This is a genomic window from Mangrovicoccus sp. HB161399 (genome assembly GCF_013184745.1).
GTDB lineage: Bacteria > Pseudomonadota > Alphaproteobacteria > Rhodobacterales > Rhodobacteraceae > Mangrovicoccus.
In genome coordinates this window covers 16933-34636 of the sequence record NZ_JAATVU010000026.1, presented here as the reverse complement: position 1 = coordinate 34636, position 17704 = coordinate 16933, and the positions used below count along the sequence as shown (strand labels likewise).

Here is a 17704-nt window from a genome sequence, read left to right as displayed (position 1 = left end):
ATCTACTCCACTGTTGGGGTTGGGGGGTCTTCGCGCCCCTCGAAATTCAGTCTGCGATGGTCGGGTCCAGCACATCGCGCAGCCCGTCGCCCATCAGGTTCACCCCGATGATGAAGAGCGACAGGAACACGCCCGGAAAGACGGTCATCCACCAGGCCAGCGTCAGGAACATCTGGCCGTCATTCAGGATCGCGCCCCATTCCGGCTGCGGCGGCTGCACGCCCAGTCCGATGAAGCCGAGAGCGGTGATCCAGAGCGCCGCGACGCCCAGCCAGGTCGTGGTCATCACGATGACCGAGCTCATGACATTGGGCAGGATATGCGTGGCCATCACCCGGATGGGCCCCGCGCCCAGCACGATGGCGGCATCGACGAAAGGCAGGCTGCGGATCTCGCGCGTGGCGCCTTCCACGAGGCGGGCATAGACCGGGACGAGGATGATCGAGATGGCGATGATGCCGTTCACGAGCCCCGGCCCGAGGATCGCGGTGATCGCCAGCGCCAGCAGGATGCCGGGGAAGGCCAGCAGCAGATCGACGAGCCGCATGATCGCGAAGCCCGCCGCCCCGCCGGCATAGCCCGCGACGAGGCCCAGGATGGTGCCCGCGATGGCCCCCATGACGACGACGGCGAGGCTGGCCAGCATGGTGACGCGGCCGCCATAGAGGACGCGGGCCATCATGTCCCGGCCGAAGGCGTCTGTGCCCATCGGGTGCGCCAGCGACGGCGCCTGGAAGGTCTCCATCGCGCTCTGCTTCGCCGGATCGAAACCGGTCAGCAGCGGCGCGCAGATCACCAGAGCCGCCAGCACCACGCAGATCAGCGTTCCGGCAGCCAGCGACCGGTGGCGGAAGGCGCGCAGGACGGAGACCGTGAGCGGGGTCTTGGCGGCGAGGCCGCTGTCGTCGGCGGGAAGGGTTTCGGCAATTGCCATGGATCAGCGCCTCGCGATCCTGGGGTCGAGCAGCGGATAGCACAGATCGACCACGAAATTGGCGCCGGCATAGATGACGGCAATGATCAGCACGACCGCCTGGACGGTCAGGTAGTCCTTCGACAGGATCGCATCGACCAGCAGCCGGCCGAGCCCCGGGCGGGAGAAGACGGTCTCGACCACCACCGTGCCCGACAGCAGGTTGCCGACCTGGATGCCCACGACCGTCAGGATCGGCAGCAGCGAATTGCGCAGCACGTGGCGCAGGAAGACGGTGGCGCGGCTCAGCCCCTTCGCGCGGGCGGTGATGACGTGCTTCTGCGTCTGCGCCGAGAGCACGGAGGAGCGGATGAAGCGGGCGTTGAATCCGACCGTGCCGAGCGCCAGCGTGACCGCAGGCAGCACCACGCCCTTGAAGCCGGTGCCGCCGACCACGTCGAAGATCGGCCAGGTCACGGCGAAGAGAAGGATCAGCAGGAGGCCGAGCCAGAAGCTCGGGATCGACATCAGGGCCAGCGCCAGCCCCATGCCCAGCGTGTCGGCGGCGCGGTTGCGCTTCAGCGCGGCGACGATGCCGATGGCAAGGCCGAGCAGCACCGAGAGGAACAGGGCGCAGACCGTAAGCTGCAGCGTGGCGGGGAAGTTCGCGGCGATCAGTTCGGAGACCGGGCGCTGCTGGCCGTAGGAATAGCCGAAATCGCCGCGGAAGAGATTGCCGAGCCAGGTGACGTATTGCGAGGCCATCGACTCGTCGAGCCCGAGCTGGCGGCGCAGGCGCTCGACCACCTCCGGGTTCGCCGCCTGCGTGCCGAGCAGTGCCATGACCGGGTCGCCCGGGATCAGCCGCAGCATCAGGAAGACCAGCCCGCTGATCCCGAAGGCAAGCGCCACGATGGCGGCAAGACGGCCTGCGACATAGCTCAGCATGGGGGTGCGGCTCCGGGCGGCATGATGTCTCCTGCCCCGCCCCCTCCGGGGCAGGCTCTGGACGGCTGCGGGTCAGTTTGTTCTGGCCGGGCGGATCAAAGCCTCGGCGTGGCTGCGCAAGACGGCAAGGTATGCCCTGCAACGGTGAGCCTAGCGGCAAAGGCCGCAGCTGTATCATACGGATTTCCGGCAGGCCCATAGGAGAAGGTTATGGGCTGCCGGAAATTATGTTACATCATGGCAGAACGTGATGGAGCGGGCAGATAGCCTGCCAGTTCCTCCAGCACGTCCCAGCCCTGCGGCCGCCCGGCCTCCAGCTCGCGGATCAGCGCGGCGAGCGCGCGGCAGAGCGGAACGTCCACGCCCAGCCGCTCGGCCTCTGCCACAACGGCGCCGACCTGGAAGTCGACCTCGGTCCGGCGCTTGCGCACGGCGATGTCGCGCCAGATGCCTGAATGGGTCTTGGCGGTGGCGCGATTGAAAGCGACCAGCGCGTCGAGCGAGGCCTCCGCCGCTTCCGGCGCGGCGCCGGGCATGTAGGCCGCAGGGTCATAGCCGTTGAAGCCCAGCGGATCGGCTCCCGCGGCCACCGCCACCTGCATCACCTCGCGCGCGACCCCTGCAAAGACCCCGCGGAAGTCGGGATGCGCGAAATTGTCGGACATGGAGGCCGGGGTCAGCGCGGTGGCAAACAGCATCGCGCCATAGCCCATCTTGCCCCAGAGATAGTCCATCACGCGCGGGCTGGCTTCGGACTCGGGATCGAGCACCGCGAACAGGTCCCGCACCCGCGCCAGCCGCGCCGTCATCTTGCCGTCGAGCTCGCCCACCGCGATCTTGCCGCGGTTCCCGAAGAGCAGGCGGCCAGGCGCGATGTAGTCGCCGGAATAGTTGACGAAGCAGCCGATCACCCGGCCCTGCCCGAAGATCCGTTCCAGCCAGGGCTCGAACAGCCCGTTCTGCGCCGAGACCACCGCGCCGTCCGTTGACAGAACGCGGGCAAGCTGGCCCGCCGCAGCCTCGGTCTGCGGCCCCTTCACGCAGAGAAAGGCCAGGTCGAAGTGCCCCTCCACCTCGTCCGGCAAGGCAGCCCGGACCGGCACGGCGAAGGCATCGACCGGCCCCTCGACCGCCAGCCCGTCCCGGTTCATCGCCGCCACATGCTCCGCATCGGCATCGACCAGCAGCACGTCATGGCCTGCCCGTGCGAGATAGGCGCCCAGGATGCCGCCGATCGCGCCCGCGCCCCAGATCAGGACCGGCGCGCTCATGTCCAGTCCTCGATCGCCTTGCGGGTCTCGGCGACGCCCGCCGCCCAGACGCGCGCCATGTCGTCATCGCTGCGCTGGTAGAAGCCGCCGTAATTGCCGTCGCCCAGGAGAAGCCGCGCCGAGACCGGATCGCGCGATTTCAGCGCGTCGATATCGACCATCGGCTTCTGCTCGGCGGGCATCTCCACGCCGGGGAGCCGCGTCCAGGGGAAGTTTTCCATCCAGGAGGCATGCGAGGCGACCGGATCTATCGCCTTCACCGTCGCCATGGTTTCGGGCGCGGCCCACCAGTTGTGCCAGCGCACCTGTGCATCCGGACGTCCCGCAAGCCATTCCATCGCAGCCGTCTGGCCCGGATTGTTGCCGCCATGGCCGTTGACCAGCACGATCCGCCTCGCGCCGGACCGGTAGAGGCTTTCCAGCGCATCTTCGATGAGCCGCGCATAGGTCTCCAGGCGCAGCGTCACCGTGCCCGGATAGGCGGCGAAATAGGGGGTGATGCCGAAGGGCAGGACCGGCCAGACTGCTGCGCCCGAGGGCTCCGCCGCGTCTTCGGCCATCTTCGCGGCCAGGATCGCATCGACCGCGAGGCTCAGATAGGCATGCTGCTCGGTGCTGCCCAGGGGCAGCACGGCACGGTCGTCGCGGGCAAGATGGGCCTCTGCCTGCATCCAGTTCATCTGCGAAATCAGCATCACTCGTCTCCTTCAGATCGGCTGCCCGTCCGCCGGGCGCGCAGCGCCTCGATCCGCGGCAGGATATCCTTCCGCAGCACGCCCAGATCGGGCGTGTAGCGGTATTCGATGGCGGTCTGGTCGGGCCGGAGCCCGTCGCGCACCCGGTCGGCCCGGCTGGCATGGATGATCACCTGCGCCTCGGACAGCGCGGCCTCCAGCTGCGGATCGTCCAGCGTCAGGCATTGCAGGATCTCGACATGCGGCAGGAAGCGCAGAGCCTCGGCGCGCATCTGCAGCACCAGCTGCGGCTTGGTCGAGACCATCACCACCCGCGCGCCGGGCTCCAGCGCCGCAAGCCGGACGCGGGTTTCGGTGGCGGGGATGAAGCTCATCGCGGCAACCTCCACTCCCTCGCCCAGAAGCGCCTGCACCTCGGCGCGGCGGGTCATCGGGCTCAGCGCGAAATCAGGCCTCACGGGCGGCGGACGCTCGCGCAGATCCGCCAGCACCATCCCTGCGAAGCCGTCGCCGGGATCGAGCAGCGGCCGTATCTGGCGCAGGTAGTCGCCGACGGCCGTGTCGAACATGCCCACGAGCAGGATCTCCAGCCGCGGGCGCGCCAGCTGCAGCCGGGCGCGCAATCCGATCACCTCGGCCAGGCGCGACGGGCCGATGCCCAGCTCCTGCGCGCGGGCCAGAAGGCGGTCGACCTCGTCGGTGAAGCTGCGCAGGCTATCGGCGGACAGCGCGCCACGCCCGGCGGCGATGAAGGTGCCGGCCTTGCCGCGGGTCTCGATCAGCCCGTCCTGCTTCATCTTGCCGTAGGTGCTGACCACGGTCATCGGCGCCAGCCCGGCCAGCGCCGAAAGCTCGCGCACCGTCGGCAGCCGGTCGCCGGGGGCCAGCGTGCCGATCAGGATGCCGTATTCGAGAATGCCGCGCAGCTGCACCGCGGGCGGCGCGTCCAGCCCGCGATCGAGCCCCGCCAGCAGCGCCGCGATCTCGCCATGGGACGCGGTTCCGTCCGTCATGCCGTCCTCCGGAAGGTAATTTGCCCCCAACGGCTAGAACAGAAATTTCGCTCCGGCCAGAGCGAAGCGGGAATTGCCCCGGCCAAGGCCCAATCTCTTGGCCGTCAGCCCATTTTTTTTGCGCCCGCCTCGACAGGAAAGGAAACGGCGATCCATGATACGAAAATCGGTATCCTTGAGTCATCAAAACAAAATCAAAGTGTTAGCGCAGAACACCGGGAAAAGGACCCAAAGAATCCTATGCCCCATAAGTTTTGCTTAATCGCCGCCAAGAAAATTCTATCGCAGTTTCCTTGACCTGTGCGGGGCTTGGCCGAAGACTTCCGAACATCAACCGGCGCCAGACGCCGAACTGGTCCGGGGTGCCTGCCCCGGCGGAAAACAACAGGGAAACACAATGGCCTACATGAAGCTCGGCGGGCTCTCGACGCTCGCCCTCCTGGTCGCGTCCAGCGTCTGGGCACAGGATCTGACGGTTGCAGTGCGGGGCGGGCCGGAGTCACTCGACCCCGATTATTCCGCCCTGGGCAGCCATGCCGAAGCCGCCAAGCACATGTTTGATACATTGGTCTGGGCCAATAAGGACCTGCAGATCGAACCCGGCCTCGCCACCTCCTGGGAGCCGATCGATGACACGACCTGGGAATTCAAGCTTCGCGAGGGCGTGAAATTCCATGACGGCTCGGATTTCACCGCCGAGGACGTCAAGTTCTCCATCGAGCGCATCCCGGTGGTGACCGGCCCGACCTCGACCGCCGTCTATGTCCGCCGCGTCGCCGACGTCGAGATCGTCGACCCGCTGACCGTGCGCATCCATACCGAAGGCCCGGCGCCGACCCTGCCGAACGATTTCGTCCGGCTCTTCATCGTCTCGCACACCGCCGCGGCAGACTACTCGACGCCGGAGACCTCGGCCGAGGGCTTCAACAGCGGCAAGGCGACCGTCGGCACCGGCCCCTACAAGTTCGTCAGCTGGGAGCCCAAGGGCGACCTGGTGCTGGAGCGCAACGACGACTACTGGCGCGGCCCGGCGCCGTGGGAGCATGTCACCCGCAAGGAGATGCCGAACGACTCCTCGCGCCTCGCCGCGCTGAAATCCGGCCAGGTCGACTTGGCGACCGACATCTCGTCCATCGACTATCTCGCCCTGCAGCAGGACAGCAGCGTCGACACCGTGGTCGGCGACAGCATCTACATCATGAACCTGCAGCTGAACCAGCGCACCGACGAATATCCCGGCCTGCGTGCCAAGGACGGCTCGGACCTGCCGGAGAACCCGCTGACCGATCCGCTGGTGCGCGAGGCGCTCGGCAAGGCGATCGACCGCGACACCATGGTGGAGATCGTGCTGGAAGGCCTCGGCAAGCCGGCCAACCAGCTGATGCCCGAGGGCTTCTTCGGCTCGAACCCGGACATCCCGTGGCCGGAATACGACCCCAAGGGCGCCAAGGCGCTGCTGGCCGAGGCCGGCTTCCCCGACGGGTTCCAGATGGACCTCTACTGCACCGGCGATCGCCTGCCGGGCGACGCGGCGATCTGCCAGGGGCTGGGCCAGATGTTCTCGGCCATCGGCATCGACACCAACGTGAATGCGCTGTCGAAAACCGTCTACTTCCCGGCCCAGGCACGCGGCGAGTATTCCGTCATGATGAACGGCTGGGGCACGCTGACCGGCGAGGCCGGCTACACGCTGGGCTCGCTCGTGCACAGCTCGGACAAGGAGAAGGGGCTCGGCGCCTATAACCGCACCGGCTATTCCAACCCCGATCTCGACGCCAAGATCGAGGCCGCCATGTCCGAGATGGACGAGGACAAGCGCCGCGACATGTTCCAGGAGGCAATGGCCGACACCGTGGCCAGCCGCGTGCTGATCCCGATCGTGCAGCTGCAGTCGGTCTGGGGCGCCAAGGCGGGCCTGCTCGACTACACCCCCCGCGTCGACGGCGAGACCCTCGCCGATTTCATCCAGCCGGCCGACTGACCGGACTGGCCCCCCGCGGCGGCCGGGTTCCCCTCCGGCCGCCGCCCTTCCCTGAGACTGCGGAGCCCGAATGCTCGGTTTCATCATCCAGCGCGCCATCCAGGCCGTCGCCGTCATGGCCGTCATGTCGGTCATCGTCTTCGTCGGCGTCTATGCGATCGGCAACCCGGTCGACATCGTCATCCCGCCCGACGCCACCCAGGCGATGCGCGACGAGGCGATCCGGCGGCTCGGGCTCGACTTGCCGCTTTGGGAACAGTACGGCATCTTCGCCTGGAACCTGCTGCACGGCGATTTCGGCCGCTCCTTCGTCTACAACGTCCCCGTGCTGGAGCTGATCGGCGGCCGCCTGCCCGCCACGCTGGAGCTGGTGCTGATCTCCATCCTGTTCGCCGCCGTCGCGGGCGTCAGCTTGGGCGTCTATGCCGGGGTGAAGCCCGACAGCTGGGTGTCGAAGGCGATCATGGGCCTGTCGATCCTCGGCTTTTCCGTTCCCTCCTTCTGGGTCGGGCTGATCCTGATCCTGACTTTCGCCGTATCGCTGGGCTGGCTGCCCGCGGGCGGGCGCGGCGAGACGGTGACCGTCTGGGGCATCGAGTGGAGCTTTCTCACGCTTGACGGGCTCAGCCACATCGTGCTCCCGGCGATCAACCTGGCGCTCTTCAAGCTCGCCATGATGATCCGGCTGGCGCGCGCGGGCACCCGCGAAGTGATGCTGTCGGACACCGTGAAATTCGCCCGCGCCGCCGGCATTCCCGAGGGCGTGATCCTGCGCCGCCACGTGCTGAAGCTGATCTCGATCCCGCTGATCACCGTCTTCGGGCTGGAGCTGGGCTCGACGCTGGCTTTCGCCGTGGTGACCGAGACGATCTTCTCCTGGCCCGGCGTCGGCAAGCTGATCATCGACTCGATCGGCGTGCTCGACCGTCCCGTCATGGTCGCCTACCTAGTGCTGATCGCCTTCCTCTTCGTCATGATCAACTTCACCGTCGATCTGGTCTTCGCGCTGATCGACCCGCGCATCCGTTCGGGAAGGCAGAGCGCATGACCGACATTTCCGCCCCGCAGAAGGCGACCCCGCCGGCGCTGGTCTTCTGGCGCGAATTCCGCCGCAACAAGCCCGCGACCGTTGCACTTGGTCTGACCGTCCTGCTGATCCTCGTCGCGGTCTTCGCGCCGCTGATCGCGCCGCAGGACCCCTATGACCTCGGCTCGCTCTCGCTTATGGATGCCCGCCGCCCGCCGGGCTTCGTCGGCTCCGGCGGCTACACGCACATCCTCGGCACCGATCCGCAGGGGCGCGACCTGCTTTCGGCCATCCTCTACGGCCTGCGCATCTCCATCGAGATCGGGATCATGGCCGGCGCCATCGCGCTGGCCATCGGCGCCACGCTGGGCGTGGTCGCGGCCTATGTCGGCGGCTGGGTCGAAAGCCTGATCATGCGCATCGTCGACCTTCAGCTGAGCTTTCCGGCGATCCTGCTGGCGCTCGTGCTTTCCGCGTTGCTGGGACAGGGCAAGGCACAGCTGGTGACCGCGCTCGTTGCCGCGCAATACGCCTATTTCGCCCGCACCGCCTATGGCGCCGCCACCTCCGAGCGGCGCAAGGACTATATCGAGGCAGCACTGGCCACGCCTCTGCATGCCCGCCGCGTCGTCTTCCGCCACCTGCTGCCCAACTGCGCGCCGCCGCTGATCGTCGTGGCCACCGTGCAGATCGCCTCCTCGATCTCGCTGGAGGCCACGCTCAGCTTCCTCGGCCTCGGCCTGCCGGTCACCGAGCCCTCCCTGGGCATGCTGATCTCCAACGGCTTCCCCTACATGATGAGCGGCCGCTACTGGATCTCGGTCTATCCCGGCGTGATGCTGATCATCCTCATCATGGCCATCAACATCGTGGGCGACCAGATCCGCGACCAGCTGAACCCGAGGCTGCGCCGATGACCCCTGAAACAGGCAAGCCGGTTCTCGAAGTCGAGAACCTGCAGACCGAATTCGCCACCGCCAAGGGCGCGCTGCGCGCCGTGGACGGCGTGTCCTTCTCGCTCAGCCCGGGCGAGATCATCGGCCTCGTCGGCGAAAGCGGCTCGGGCAAGTCGGTCACCGGATTTTCGCTGCTCGGGCTGATCGACGCGCCGGGCCGGATCGCAGGCGGATCGGTGAAGCTGAACGGCACCGAGCTGGTGGGCATGTCCCCGCAGGAGCTGCGCAAGCGCCGGGGCAAGGAGATCGCGATGATCTTCCAGGACCCGATCGCCACGCTCAATCCGCTCCTGACCATCGGCCAGCAGATGGAGATGGCGCTCGCCGCGCATGAGACGCTGTCGCGCAGGGCCGCGGCGGAGAAAAGCGCCGAGGCGCTGGCCCGCGTCGGCATCCCCTCCGCGCGGGAGCGGCTGAAATCCTATCCGCACGAGTTTTCGGGCGGCATGCGCCAGCGCGCGGCCATCGCCATCGCGCTGCTGCACCGCCCGGCGGTCGTGGTGGCCGACGAGCCCACGACCGCGCTCGACGTCTCGATCCAGGCGCAGATCATCCACGAGATGAAGGCGCTCGCCCGCGACTACGGCGTGGCGATGATCTGGATCAGCCACGATCTCGCCGTGGTCTCGGCGCTCGCCTCGCGGATCCTCGTCATGTATGCCGGCCGGCTGGTCGAACAGGGCCCCTCGGCCCAGGTGCTGCGCGATCCGCGCCATCCCTACACCCGCGGGCTGATCGACAGCCTGCCTTCGGCCACCGTCCCCGGCCAGATGCTGACCCAGATCCCGGGCTCCATGCCGTCGCTGGGCGCGCTGCCGCCGGGATGCGCCTTCGCCCCCCGCTGCAGCTACGCCAGCGATGCCTGCGGCGCGAAGCCGGACATGGTGCAGGCCGGCCGCCGGGGCTGGCGCTGCGTCCACCCGCTGGGAACGGAACACAAGGAGCGCGCCGCCTCATGAAGCCCCGCGACCAGTACCTGAAGGTCGAGGACGTCTCGAAGACCTTCACCTCGCGCCAGACCCTCGGCGACCGCATTGCGCGCGGCCTTGCGCGCAAGGGCCCGCCGCCGGGTCTGAAGGCCGTTTCCGGCGTCACGCTGGACCTTGCCAAGGGCCAGACGCTGGGCCTTGTCGGCGAATCTGGCTGCGGGAAATCCACGCTCGGCCGCATCATGGCCGGCATCCATTCGCCCAGCGAAGGCAGCGTCCGGATCGACGGGCTGCCGGTGATGGAGCAAGGGAAGAAGACCACCACCGCCGTGCAGACCGTCTTCCAGGACCCCTTCGCCTCGCTCGACCCGCGCATGAAGGTCGGCGACGCCGTGGCCGAAGGGCCGATCCTGCACGGGCTGGTCATGCCGGCCATGGCTCAGAAATACGTGGAGCGCTGGTTCCAGCGCGTGGGCCTCGACCCGTCGCTGTCGCACCGCTACCCGCACCAGTTCTCCGGCGGGCAGCGCCAGCGCATCGCCATCGCCCGCGCGCTCGCCATGCAGCCGAAGCTCCTGATCTGCGACGAACCCGTCGCCTCGCTCGACGTGTCGATCCAGGCGCAGGTGATCAACCTCTTCCTCGAACTGCGCCGCGAGCTGGAGCTGACCTGCGTCTTCATCTCCCATGACCTCAGCGTCGTGCGCCATGTGTCCGACCGGGTGGCCGTCATGTATCTCGGCCGCATCGTCGAGCTGGGCGAGACGCAATCCGTCTTCGACCGCCCGGCGCATCCCTATACGGCGGCGCTTCTCGATTCCGTGCCGCGGATCGCCGCCGAGGGCGAGGCGCTGGTCGAGTTCAAGCCGATCGAGGGCGAGATCCCCTCGCCGCTGAACCCGCCGCCCGGCTGCCATTTCGCCCCGCGCTGCCCGCGCGCCACGCCCGAATGCAGCGCCTCCGCGCCCGCGCTGGCCGAGGTCGCGCCGGGCCGCCGGGCCGCCTGCCATTACGCGCAACAGGAACTCAGGGAGGCCGCGGCAAGACAAGTGGCCTGATCCCCGTCCCCCTTTCCGCCGCGCTTCCCCGCGGCATCCCCTTCCGGCCCGCCGAGGCGCGGCCGCTTTCCCTATGGAGTACCCATGTCCTATCGTGTCGGAGTCGATATCGGCGGCTCGTTCACCGATTTCGCGTTCTTCAACGACCAGACCGGCGACCTGAAATCGCTGAAGGTCTTTTCCCGCCCGGACGAGCCCGGCGCCGAAGTCACCCGCGGCATCGCCCGCGCGGGCGAGCTCTACGGCATCGCGCCGGGCGACATCAGCTATTTCACCCACGGCACCACGGTCGGCATCAACACCGTGATCCAGCGCAAGGGGCTGAAGCTCGCGCTCTTCGCGACGCAAGGCTTCGTCGACGTGCTGGAGCTCGAGCGGCTGAAGATCCCCGACATGTACAACATCCTGTCGAAGCGTCCCGAGCCCCTGATCACCCGCGACATGGTCTGGGGCATTCCCGGCCGCCTCGACGCGACCGGCGCCGAGAAGACCCCGGTCGATGCCGAGGCCGTTCGCACCGCCGCGCTTTCGGCAAAGGCGGCGGGCGCGGAGGGCGTGGTCATTGCGCTGATCCATGCCTACCGCAACCCGGCCCATGAAGAGCAGGTCGCGGCCATCGTCGAGGAATCCACCGGCCTGCCGGTCTTCCTCAGCTCGAAGACCTGGCCGATCATCCGCGAATACGAACGCACGATCACTGCCGTGATCGGCGGCTATGTCCAGCCCCGCGTCGCGCATTACCTGACCCAGCTGCAGGCCGCGCTGAAGGGCGCGGGCGTCACGCCGGAGCCGCGGCTGACCAAGTCCAACGGCGGGCTGATGACCGCGGAGGAAGGCAAGAGCCAGTGCGTCGACATGATCCTGTCGGGCACTGCCTCTGGCGTGATCGGCGCCTCCTACGTTGCCGGGATCGCCGGGATCGGCAATTGCATGAGCCTCGATATCGGCGGCACCTCGGCCGACGTGGCGGTGATCGAGGACGGCAAGCCCGCCTTCGGCACCGGCGAGCAGATCGGCGATTTCCGCATCTACATCCCCTCGGTCTCGGTCAGCTCGATCGGCGAGGGCGGCGGCTCCATCGCCTGGGTCGACCGCCAGAACGTGCTGCGCGTCGGCCCGGAAAGCGCCGGGTCCACCCCCGGCCCGGCCTGCTACGGCAAGGGCGGCACTCGGGCGACGATCACCGACGCCTTCGTGGCGCTCGGCATGGTCGGGCATTCGGGCCTCGGCTACGACACCGTCACCGTCGACCGCGCCCTGTCGGTCGCGGCCATCGAGCCGCTGGCCGAAGCCACCGGGCAGAGCGTCGAGGACACCGCCGAGGCTATCATCGAGATCGCGGTCTCGTCCATGTTCGCGGGCGTCTCCGGCCTCGTCTCTCGCTTCGGCATCGACCCGCGCGACTTCTCCATGCTGGCCTTCGGCGGGGCGGGTCCGATGCTGGCCTGCTTCCTCGCCCGCGAGCTGGGGATGCGCGAGGTCGTCGTTCCGACCACGCCGGGCGTGCTCTCGGCGCTCGGCGGGCTGATCGCCGACGTGAAGAACGACTTCCTGCGCACCGTCTATGCCGACCTGACGCCTGCGGTCCTGCCCTCCCTGTCGGAAGCCTTCGGCGACATGGAGGCGGCCGCGAAGCAGTGGCTGGTCGAAGACCAGGGCCACACCGGGAACTACACGATCCTGCATTCGGCCGAGATGCGCTACCGCGGACAGAGCTTCGAGATCGAGACGCCGCTGACCCCCGAGATGCTGGCCGGCGACGGCGCGGCACTGACCGGGGCCTTCCATGAGGAGCACCGCCGCCTCTACGGCCATGCCGACCCCGAGGCCGCGATCCAGATCATCGCGCTGCGCCTCGTCATCGCCGGGACCACGGCGAAGCCGGTGCTGCAGACCGCCGAGCCGGTCGAGGCCGAGGCCGCGCCGATCGGCCAGACGACGATCCGCGTCGACGGCGCCGCCCGCGAGGTCAGCCTCTACCGCCGCACCGAGCTGAAGCCCGGCCATTGGCTGAAGGGCCCGGCCATCGTCCTGCAGGACGACACCACCACGGTGATCCCGCCGGGCTTCCGGCTGGATACCGACCGCTTCTCCAACCTGCGCATCTCCGAGGAGGCCTGAGCCATGCCCCGCGACACCCAGCCCCGCGCGGCCAATATCCAGGTCCTCGCCAATTTCTGCGCCGCCGCCGCCGAGAGCATGGGCTACACGCTCATGCGCACCGCGCATTCGACCTTCGTCAAGGAGACCGAGGATTTCTCCTGCCAGATCCTCTCTCCCGAGGGCCTGACCGTCGCTTCGCCGACCACGATGGGCGCCACCTGGTACACCGGCCTCGACTATTCCGGCGTGATCGACCGCTTCGACTACCAGGAGGGAGACATTTGCGTCGTTTCCGATCCCTATAGCGGTTTCGTCGCCACCCATGCGCCCGACCTGCACATGTGGCGGCCTGTCTTCCACGAGGGCGAGCTGGTCTGCTTCGTCGGCAACCACATCCACAACACGGATGTCGGCGGCGCGGTCCCGGCCTCGCTCAGCCGCACGCTGACCGAGGTGCATCAGGAAGGCCTGCGCATCCCGCCGATGCGGCTCCTGCGCGACGGCAAGCTGAACGAGGACCTGCTGGCGCTGATCGAGACCAATGTCCGCCTGCCCGAGCAGAACCACGGCGACCTGCAGGCCCAGATCGCCTGCACCGAGGTCGGCGTCCGCAAGATGCAGGACATCGTCAAGCGCTTCGGCCCCGCCGGCTTCAAGTCGGGTCTCGCCGAGCTGATGGACTACGCCGAGCGCCAGAGCCGCGCGGTGATCTCCGAGCTGCCCGACGGCGAGTATTTCTTCGCGGACTATGCCGACGAGGACCAGACCGGCGGCTATCCGGTCCGGATCTGCGTCACCCTGCGGGTGAAGGGCGACGAGCTTGAGGTCGACTATACCGGCTCCGACCCGCAGCTTGTCTCGTCGCTGAACATGCCGACGGGTGGCAATCCGCGCCATTCGCTGGCCATGGTCGGCGTGATGTATGCGCTCTACGCGCTCGATCCCACCATGATGCTGAATTACGGCCTCGTGCGCCCCGTGACCGCGATCCTGCCCGAGGGTTCTGTGGTGAACCCGGTGAAGCCCGCCGCCGTCGGCATGCGCTCGCTGCTTTCGAACGTGGCGCAGACCGCCGTGCTGGGGGCCTTCGCCCAGATCGTGCCGGACAAACTCCCTGCCTCGCCCGGCAACGGCGTGTCCATCCTGAACGTGCGCACCTCGACCAAGGAGGGCCGCACGGTCATGGCCTCGATCGGTCCGGTCGGCGGCGGCGCGGGCGGCGGTCCCTTCGCCGACGGCGCAGAGGGCTGCGGCGCCAACATGTCCTTCCTGAAGAACACCCCGGTGGAGATCAACGAGGCCGAGGTCCCGATAGAAATCCTGCGCTACGGGCTGGTGCCGGATTCCGGCGGCCCGGGCCGCTACCGCGGCGGCTCGGCGCTGGAGATGGAATTCTCGCTGGCCGCGCCGCAATCCATGGTCACGGCGCGGAACCGGGACCGCTCGCGCTTCACCGCCTGGGGGCTGGCGGGCGGACAGGCGGGACGCGCCTCGCGCTTCACCCGCAACCCCGACGGCGAGAGCCCCGAGGAACTCGGGTCGGTCGATATCGTCCATTGCGAGCCGGGCGACATCATCCGGCTGCAGGGGCCGGGCGCCGGTGGCTACGGCGATCCGCTAGCAAGGCCGATCGAGGAGGTCGCGGCGGATGTCGCCAAGGGCTTCGTTTCTGTGGAGAAGGCCCGCACCCAATACGGCGTGATCGTCAGCCCCGAGGGCGAAGCCGACCTGGCCTCCACCGCCACTCTGCGCGCCGAGATCGCCGCGTCGCGCCCGCCGGAAACCGGCTATGGCCCTGCCCGCGAGGCCTATGAGGCGGTCTGGACGCGTCCGCGCTATGCCGCACTGACCACAATCCTCGCAGGGATCCCGGTCAACTGGCGCTATTTCGCTAAGCACGCGATCTTCGCCGAGGTCGGCGAGGCGCAGCCCGCCGCGCCCGGTGACATCGCCGCGGTGACGGAGGCCTATGCCAAGCTGCGCGCGCGCTTCCCGGAACTGCCCGAGGTCGCGCTGTGATCCTTGCGCCTGACAGCCTTGCCGGGCGCACCTATCTGGTCACCGGCGCCACCGGCGGGATCGGGCAGGCGATCACCGCCTGCCTCGCCGCGGCGGGCGCCAAGGTGGTGATCCACTACGCGTCGAACCGGGAGCGGGCCGAGGGCCTGCTTTCGGAGATCGGCGGTGCGGGCTGGATCGTGCAGGGCGACCTCTCGACCCGCGAGGGGCCGACGCAGCTCTGGGAGGACGCGTTGGCGGCCGCCGGGCGGATCGACGGGATGGTGATGAATGCCGGGCTGCGGACAGAGGCGCTGATCGGCGGCGATCACGGGCCTTGGCGCGATGCCTGGGAGCTGGAGATGGCCGTCAACCTGCTGGCCCCGGCCGACATGCTGCGCGCGGCGATGCCGCATTTCCGCGCCAATGGCGGCGGGCGGATCGTGTCCATCGCCAGCCGCGCGGCGCAGCGCGGCTACATGGAGGACTACCTGCCCTACGGCGCGTCGAAGGCCGCGCTGATCAACCTGACCAAATCCGTGGCGCGCAACTGGTCGCAAGACGGCGTGATCGCCGTGACCGTCTCGCCCGGCTTCGTCCATGCAGGCATGGCGGAGGCCTATATCGCCGAGCATGGCTATGCCGCGACCGCCTCGGACATTCCGACCGGCAAGCTGGTCTCGGCGGAGGAGCTGGCGGCGACGGTCGGCTTCTGCCTGATCCCCGGCAACATTGCCGTGAACGGCGCGACCATCGACCTGAACGGCGGCAGCTACATCCGCTGATCCGCCTTCGCATGGAAAGGGCGCCCCGGTTTCGCCGGGGCGCCCTTCGTCATTCCGCGGCCTCGGCCAGCCGGATCGCGGGGAAGTCAGGGAAGTCCGCGCGCACCGCGTCGAGCGCGTCCATCACGTCGCCCTCCATCCGGTGGAAGATCTCGGTCTTGGCGAAGAAGCGCCAATGCAGCGGCAGTGCGTCGAGGATCGCGGTCAGCTGGTCATAGGCGGCAGGCGTCCAGACCGCCTCGAAGGCCTCGCGCTCGGGACCGAAGCGGAAATGCCCCTGCCCCATGCGCGGCGCCATCGCCCGCCTCCGCTCCGCCGTCGCCTCTTCGTCCACCGCGCCGTCCCGCAGCACCACGCCGTAATCGGCGCAGGCCGCTGCCTCGGAGACATAGCCGCGCTCCACGTCCAGCAGCACCCGCCACGGCTCCCGCTCCAGGGGCGAGCCGCGCCCGCCGCCGCCCGCGGAATGGATATGCAGCACGTCGCCCGGCTGCAGCACCGCGATGTCGGTATTGCCCAGCGGCTGCTCGTTCGCCTTGCCGGGATTGATATTCATGTCCGACGGCCCCGCCGCGCGGCCGCCCAGGATGCCCCAGGGCCGGAAGACCGAGCGGTCGCGGTTCCTTGCGGTGATCCGCGTGCCGGGGGTGAAGACGCGGAACTCCATCACCGTGGCCAGCCCGCCGCGCCAGCGCCCGGCGCCACCCGAGTCCTGCAGGAGCCCATAGCGCTCGAACCGGACCGGCGTCTCGGTCTCGGTGATCTCGATCGGCGTGTTCTTCAGGTACGCGGCATCCGCGCCGGAGCCGTTCGAGCCATCGCGATGCGGCATGCCGCCTCCGCCGCCGACCACCGGATTGATCGCCGCGATCACCGATTTGCGCGTGCGCTCGTCGGTGGTCATCACGTTGACGATCGAGGACGAGCCGGCCGGCGCGGCGGGCATCCGCTCGGGGATGGCAAGACCGAAGGCGCCGAAGATGAGCGAGCGCAGCCGCGCGCAGGTAAGGCTGCGCATGCCGACCGCCGCCGGGAAGACCGGGTTCAGGACGGAGCCTTCGGGCGCGATGCAGGTGAAGGGCCGCGTCAGCCCGGTATTCAGCAGGATCTTCGGGTTGAGCGTGTAGAGCACGTAGTAGACGCCGACCATCAGCAGCGTATGGCGCGGATCCGAGCCGGTGGGGACGTTCAGCGAGGAGGCCAGCTGCGGGTCGGAGCCGGTGAAGTCGAGGATCGCCTCCTCGCCGCGGATCGTCAGCGCCAGCTTCAGCCGCACCGGGTTTCCGCCCTGCGAGTCCTCGTCGGCGTAATCGCAGAAGGTGTAGGTCCCGTCCGGGATGCTGCCGAGGATTTCGCGCGCCTGCGCCTCGGCATAGTCGAGCATGCCGTCGAGCCCGGCCCTGAAGGTGTCCACGCCGAACTTGGCGATCATCCCCTCGACCTTCTTCGCGCCGGTCTTCAGCGCGCCGATCAGCGCCTTGGTGTCGCCGATGTTCAGGTCGGGCTTGCGGACATTGGCGGTCATGATGCGCATGACCTGCTCGTCCATCACGCCCCCGTTCACCAGCTTCATCGGCGGGAAGCGGATGCCTTCCTGATGGATTTCGGTCAGGGATCTGGACAATGATGCCGCAACCGCCCCGCCCATGTCGGTATTGTGGATGTGCCCGGCGGCGTAGCAGACGATTTCGCCTTCATGGAAGACTGGCATCCACAGATGCGTGTCCGGCGCATGGGTCGCGACGAAGCCCGAATAGGGATCGTTGGTGAAGCCGATGTCCCCGGGGCGGTAATCGTCGATCATGTCGATCGCGCCGTCATAGGTGATGCCGACATGCCAGGTCGCGCCCAGGTCCATCGGCACGGCGATGGTCCGGCCCTGCGGGTCGAGGATCATCACGGTGAAATCCTCGGTCTCCTTGACGAAGGTCGAATGCGCGGTGCGGTAGAGCGTATGCGCCATGTTCTCGGCCGCCGCGCGGCTGTGATTGGCGAGGATCTGGAGGGTGACCTTGTCCAGCATGGCG

Annotated in this window: 14 protein-coding genes; 8 read left to right on the top strand and 6 right to left on the bottom strand. The window is 68.3% G+C overall.

Features of this window, described 5'->3' with window-relative positions; all coding sequences use genetic code 11:
* Window positions 1–46: 46 nt before the first annotated feature.
* From HCC78_RS15800 to HCC78_RS15780, 5 genes are all read right to left on the bottom strand, one after another.
* A complete protein-coding gene (locus HCC78_RS15800; protein WP_172329759.1) occupies window positions 47–934 on the bottom strand; it encodes an ABC transporter permease in 888 nt (295 codons plus the stop codon).
* Window positions 935–937: 3 nt separating this feature from the next.
* Entirely contained in the window at window positions 938–1861 is a 924-nt protein-coding gene (locus HCC78_RS15795; protein WP_172329758.1) for an ABC transporter permease, read from the bottom strand.
* A gap of 230 nt (window positions 1862–2091) precedes the next feature.
* A complete protein-coding gene (locus HCC78_RS15790) occupies window positions 2092–3132 on the bottom strand; it encodes a ketopantoate reductase family protein (protein ID WP_172329757.1) in 1041 nt (346 codons plus the stop codon).
* The gene (locus HCC78_RS15785) at window positions 3129–3827 is read right to left on the bottom strand and encodes a creatininase family protein (protein ID WP_172329756.1); all 699 of its coding nucleotides are present in this window, start codon (window positions 3825–3827) and stop codon (window positions 3129–3131) included. Before HCC78_RS15785 ends, HCC78_RS15790 begins: the two co-directional genes overlap by 4 nt.
* Window positions 3827–4840 carry a GntR family transcriptional regulator gene (locus HCC78_RS15780; RefSeq protein ID WP_172329755.1) on the bottom strand — a complete coding sequence of 338 codons (1014 nt, stop codon included), beginning with the start codon at window positions 4838–4840 and terminating at the stop codon, window positions 3827–3829. The genes HCC78_RS15785 and HCC78_RS15780 overlap by 1 nt, the downstream gene beginning before the upstream one ends.
* A 397-nt stretch (window positions 4841–5237) precedes the next feature.
* Here HCC78_RS15780 and HCC78_RS15775 point away from each other — a divergent pair, with 397 nt between their 5' ends.
* The 8 genes from HCC78_RS15775 (at window position 5238) to HCC78_RS15740 (ending at window position 15677) form a co-directional block, all read left to right on the top strand.
* Window positions 5238–6821, top strand: coding sequence for an ABC transporter substrate-binding protein (locus HCC78_RS15775; protein WP_172329754.1), 1584 nt, complete (start codon window positions 5238–5240; stop codon window positions 6819–6821).
* 70 nt (window positions 6822–6891) lie between these two features.
* Window positions 6892–7869: an ABC transporter permease gene (locus tag HCC78_RS15770; RefSeq protein WP_172329753.1), complete on the top strand. Its 978-nt coding sequence runs from the start codon at window positions 6892–6894 to the stop codon at window positions 7867–7869.
* Window positions 7866–8765 carry an ABC transporter permease gene (locus HCC78_RS15765; RefSeq protein ID WP_172329752.1) on the top strand — a complete coding sequence of 300 codons (900 nt, stop codon included), beginning with the start codon at window positions 7866–7868 and terminating at the stop codon, window positions 8763–8765. Before HCC78_RS15770 ends, HCC78_RS15765 begins: the two co-directional genes overlap by 4 nt.
* The gene (locus HCC78_RS15760; protein WP_172329751.1) at window positions 8762–9763 is read left to right on the top strand and encodes an ABC transporter ATP-binding protein; all 1002 of its coding nucleotides are present in this window, start codon (window positions 8762–8764) and stop codon (window positions 9761–9763) included. Before HCC78_RS15765 ends, HCC78_RS15760 begins: the two co-directional genes overlap by 4 nt.
* Window positions 9760–10791 (top strand): ABC transporter ATP-binding protein, encoded by a 1032-nt coding sequence (locus HCC78_RS15755; protein ID WP_172329750.1) that lies wholly within the window; start codon window positions 9760–9762, stop codon window positions 10789–10791. The genes HCC78_RS15760 and HCC78_RS15755 overlap by 4 nt, the downstream gene beginning before the upstream one ends.
* Before the next feature lie 84 nt (window positions 10792–10875).
* A complete protein-coding gene (locus HCC78_RS15750) occupies window positions 10876–12912 on the top strand; it encodes a hydantoinase/oxoprolinase family protein (protein WP_172329749.1) in 2037 nt (678 codons plus the stop codon).
* A gap of 3 nt (window positions 12913–12915) precedes the next feature.
* Window positions 12916–14913 (top strand): hydantoinase B/oxoprolinase family protein, encoded by a 1998-nt coding sequence (locus HCC78_RS15745; RefSeq protein WP_172329748.1) that lies wholly within the window; start codon window positions 12916–12918, stop codon window positions 14911–14913.
* The gene (locus HCC78_RS15740) at window positions 14910–15677 is read left to right on the top strand and encodes an SDR family oxidoreductase (protein ID WP_216671182.1); all 768 of its coding nucleotides are present in this window, start codon (window positions 14910–14912) and stop codon (window positions 15675–15677) included. The genes HCC78_RS15745 and HCC78_RS15740 overlap by 4 nt, the downstream gene beginning before the upstream one ends.
* A 49-nt stretch (window positions 15678–15726) precedes the next feature.
* Here the strand turns inward: HCC78_RS15740 and HCC78_RS15735 are convergent, their stop codons facing one another.
* Window positions 15727–17700 (bottom strand): hydantoinase B/oxoprolinase family protein, encoded by a 1974-nt coding sequence (locus HCC78_RS15735; protein ID WP_172329797.1) that lies wholly within the window; start codon window positions 17698–17700, stop codon window positions 15727–15729.
* Window positions 17701–17704: the final 4 nt, after the last annotated feature.

What these genes read in the sequence shown, in the direction of transcription:
- HCC78_RS15735 (WP_172329797.1), bottom strand. Translation starts at nt 17,700, where the DNA reads ATGCTGGACAAGGTCACCCTCCAGATCCTCGCCAATCACAGCCGCGCG.
- HCC78_RS15770 (WP_172329753.1), top strand. Translation starts at nt 6,892, where the DNA reads ATGCTCGGTTTCATCATCCAGCGCGCCATCCAGGCCGTCGCCGTCATG.
- HCC78_RS15790 (WP_172329757.1), bottom strand. Translation starts at nt 3,132, where the DNA reads ATGAGCGCGCCGGTCCTGATCTGGGGCGCGGGCGCGATCGGCGGCATC.
- HCC78_RS15760 (WP_172329751.1), top strand. Translation starts at nt 8,762, where the DNA reads ATGACCCCTGAAACAGGCAAGCCGGTTCTCGAAGTCGAGAACCTGCAG.
- HCC78_RS15785 (WP_172329756.1), bottom strand. Translation starts at nt 3,827, where the DNA reads ATGCTGATTTCGCAGATGAACTGGATGCAGGCAGAGGCCCATCTTGCC.
- HCC78_RS15795 (WP_172329758.1), bottom strand. Translation starts at nt 1,861, where the DNA reads ATGCTGAGCTATGTCGCAGGCCGTCTTGCCGCCATCGTGGCGCTTGCC.
- HCC78_RS15755 (WP_172329750.1), top strand. Translation starts at nt 9,760, where the DNA reads ATGAAGCCCCGCGACCAGTACCTGAAGGTCGAGGACGTCTCGAAGACC.
- HCC78_RS15800 (WP_172329759.1), bottom strand. Translation starts at nt 934, where the DNA reads ATGGCAATTGCCGAAACCCTTCCCGCCGACGACAGCGGCCTCGCCGCC.
- HCC78_RS15750 (WP_172329749.1), top strand. Translation starts at nt 10,876, where the DNA reads ATGTCCTATCGTGTCGGAGTCGATATCGGCGGCTCGTTCACCGATTTC.
- HCC78_RS15775 (WP_172329754.1), top strand. Translation starts at nt 5,238, where the DNA reads ATGGCCTACATGAAGCTCGGCGGGCTCTCGACGCTCGCCCTCCTGGTC.
- HCC78_RS15745 (WP_172329748.1), top strand. Translation starts at nt 12,916, where the DNA reads ATGCCCCGCGACACCCAGCCCCGCGCGGCCAATATCCAGGTCCTCGCC.
- HCC78_RS15780 (WP_172329755.1), bottom strand. Translation starts at nt 4,840, where the DNA reads ATGACGGACGGAACCGCGTCCCATGGCGAGATCGCGGCGCTGCTGGCG.
- HCC78_RS15765 (WP_172329752.1), top strand. Translation starts at nt 7,866, where the DNA reads ATGACCGACATTTCCGCCCCGCAGAAGGCGACCCCGCCGGCGCTGGTC.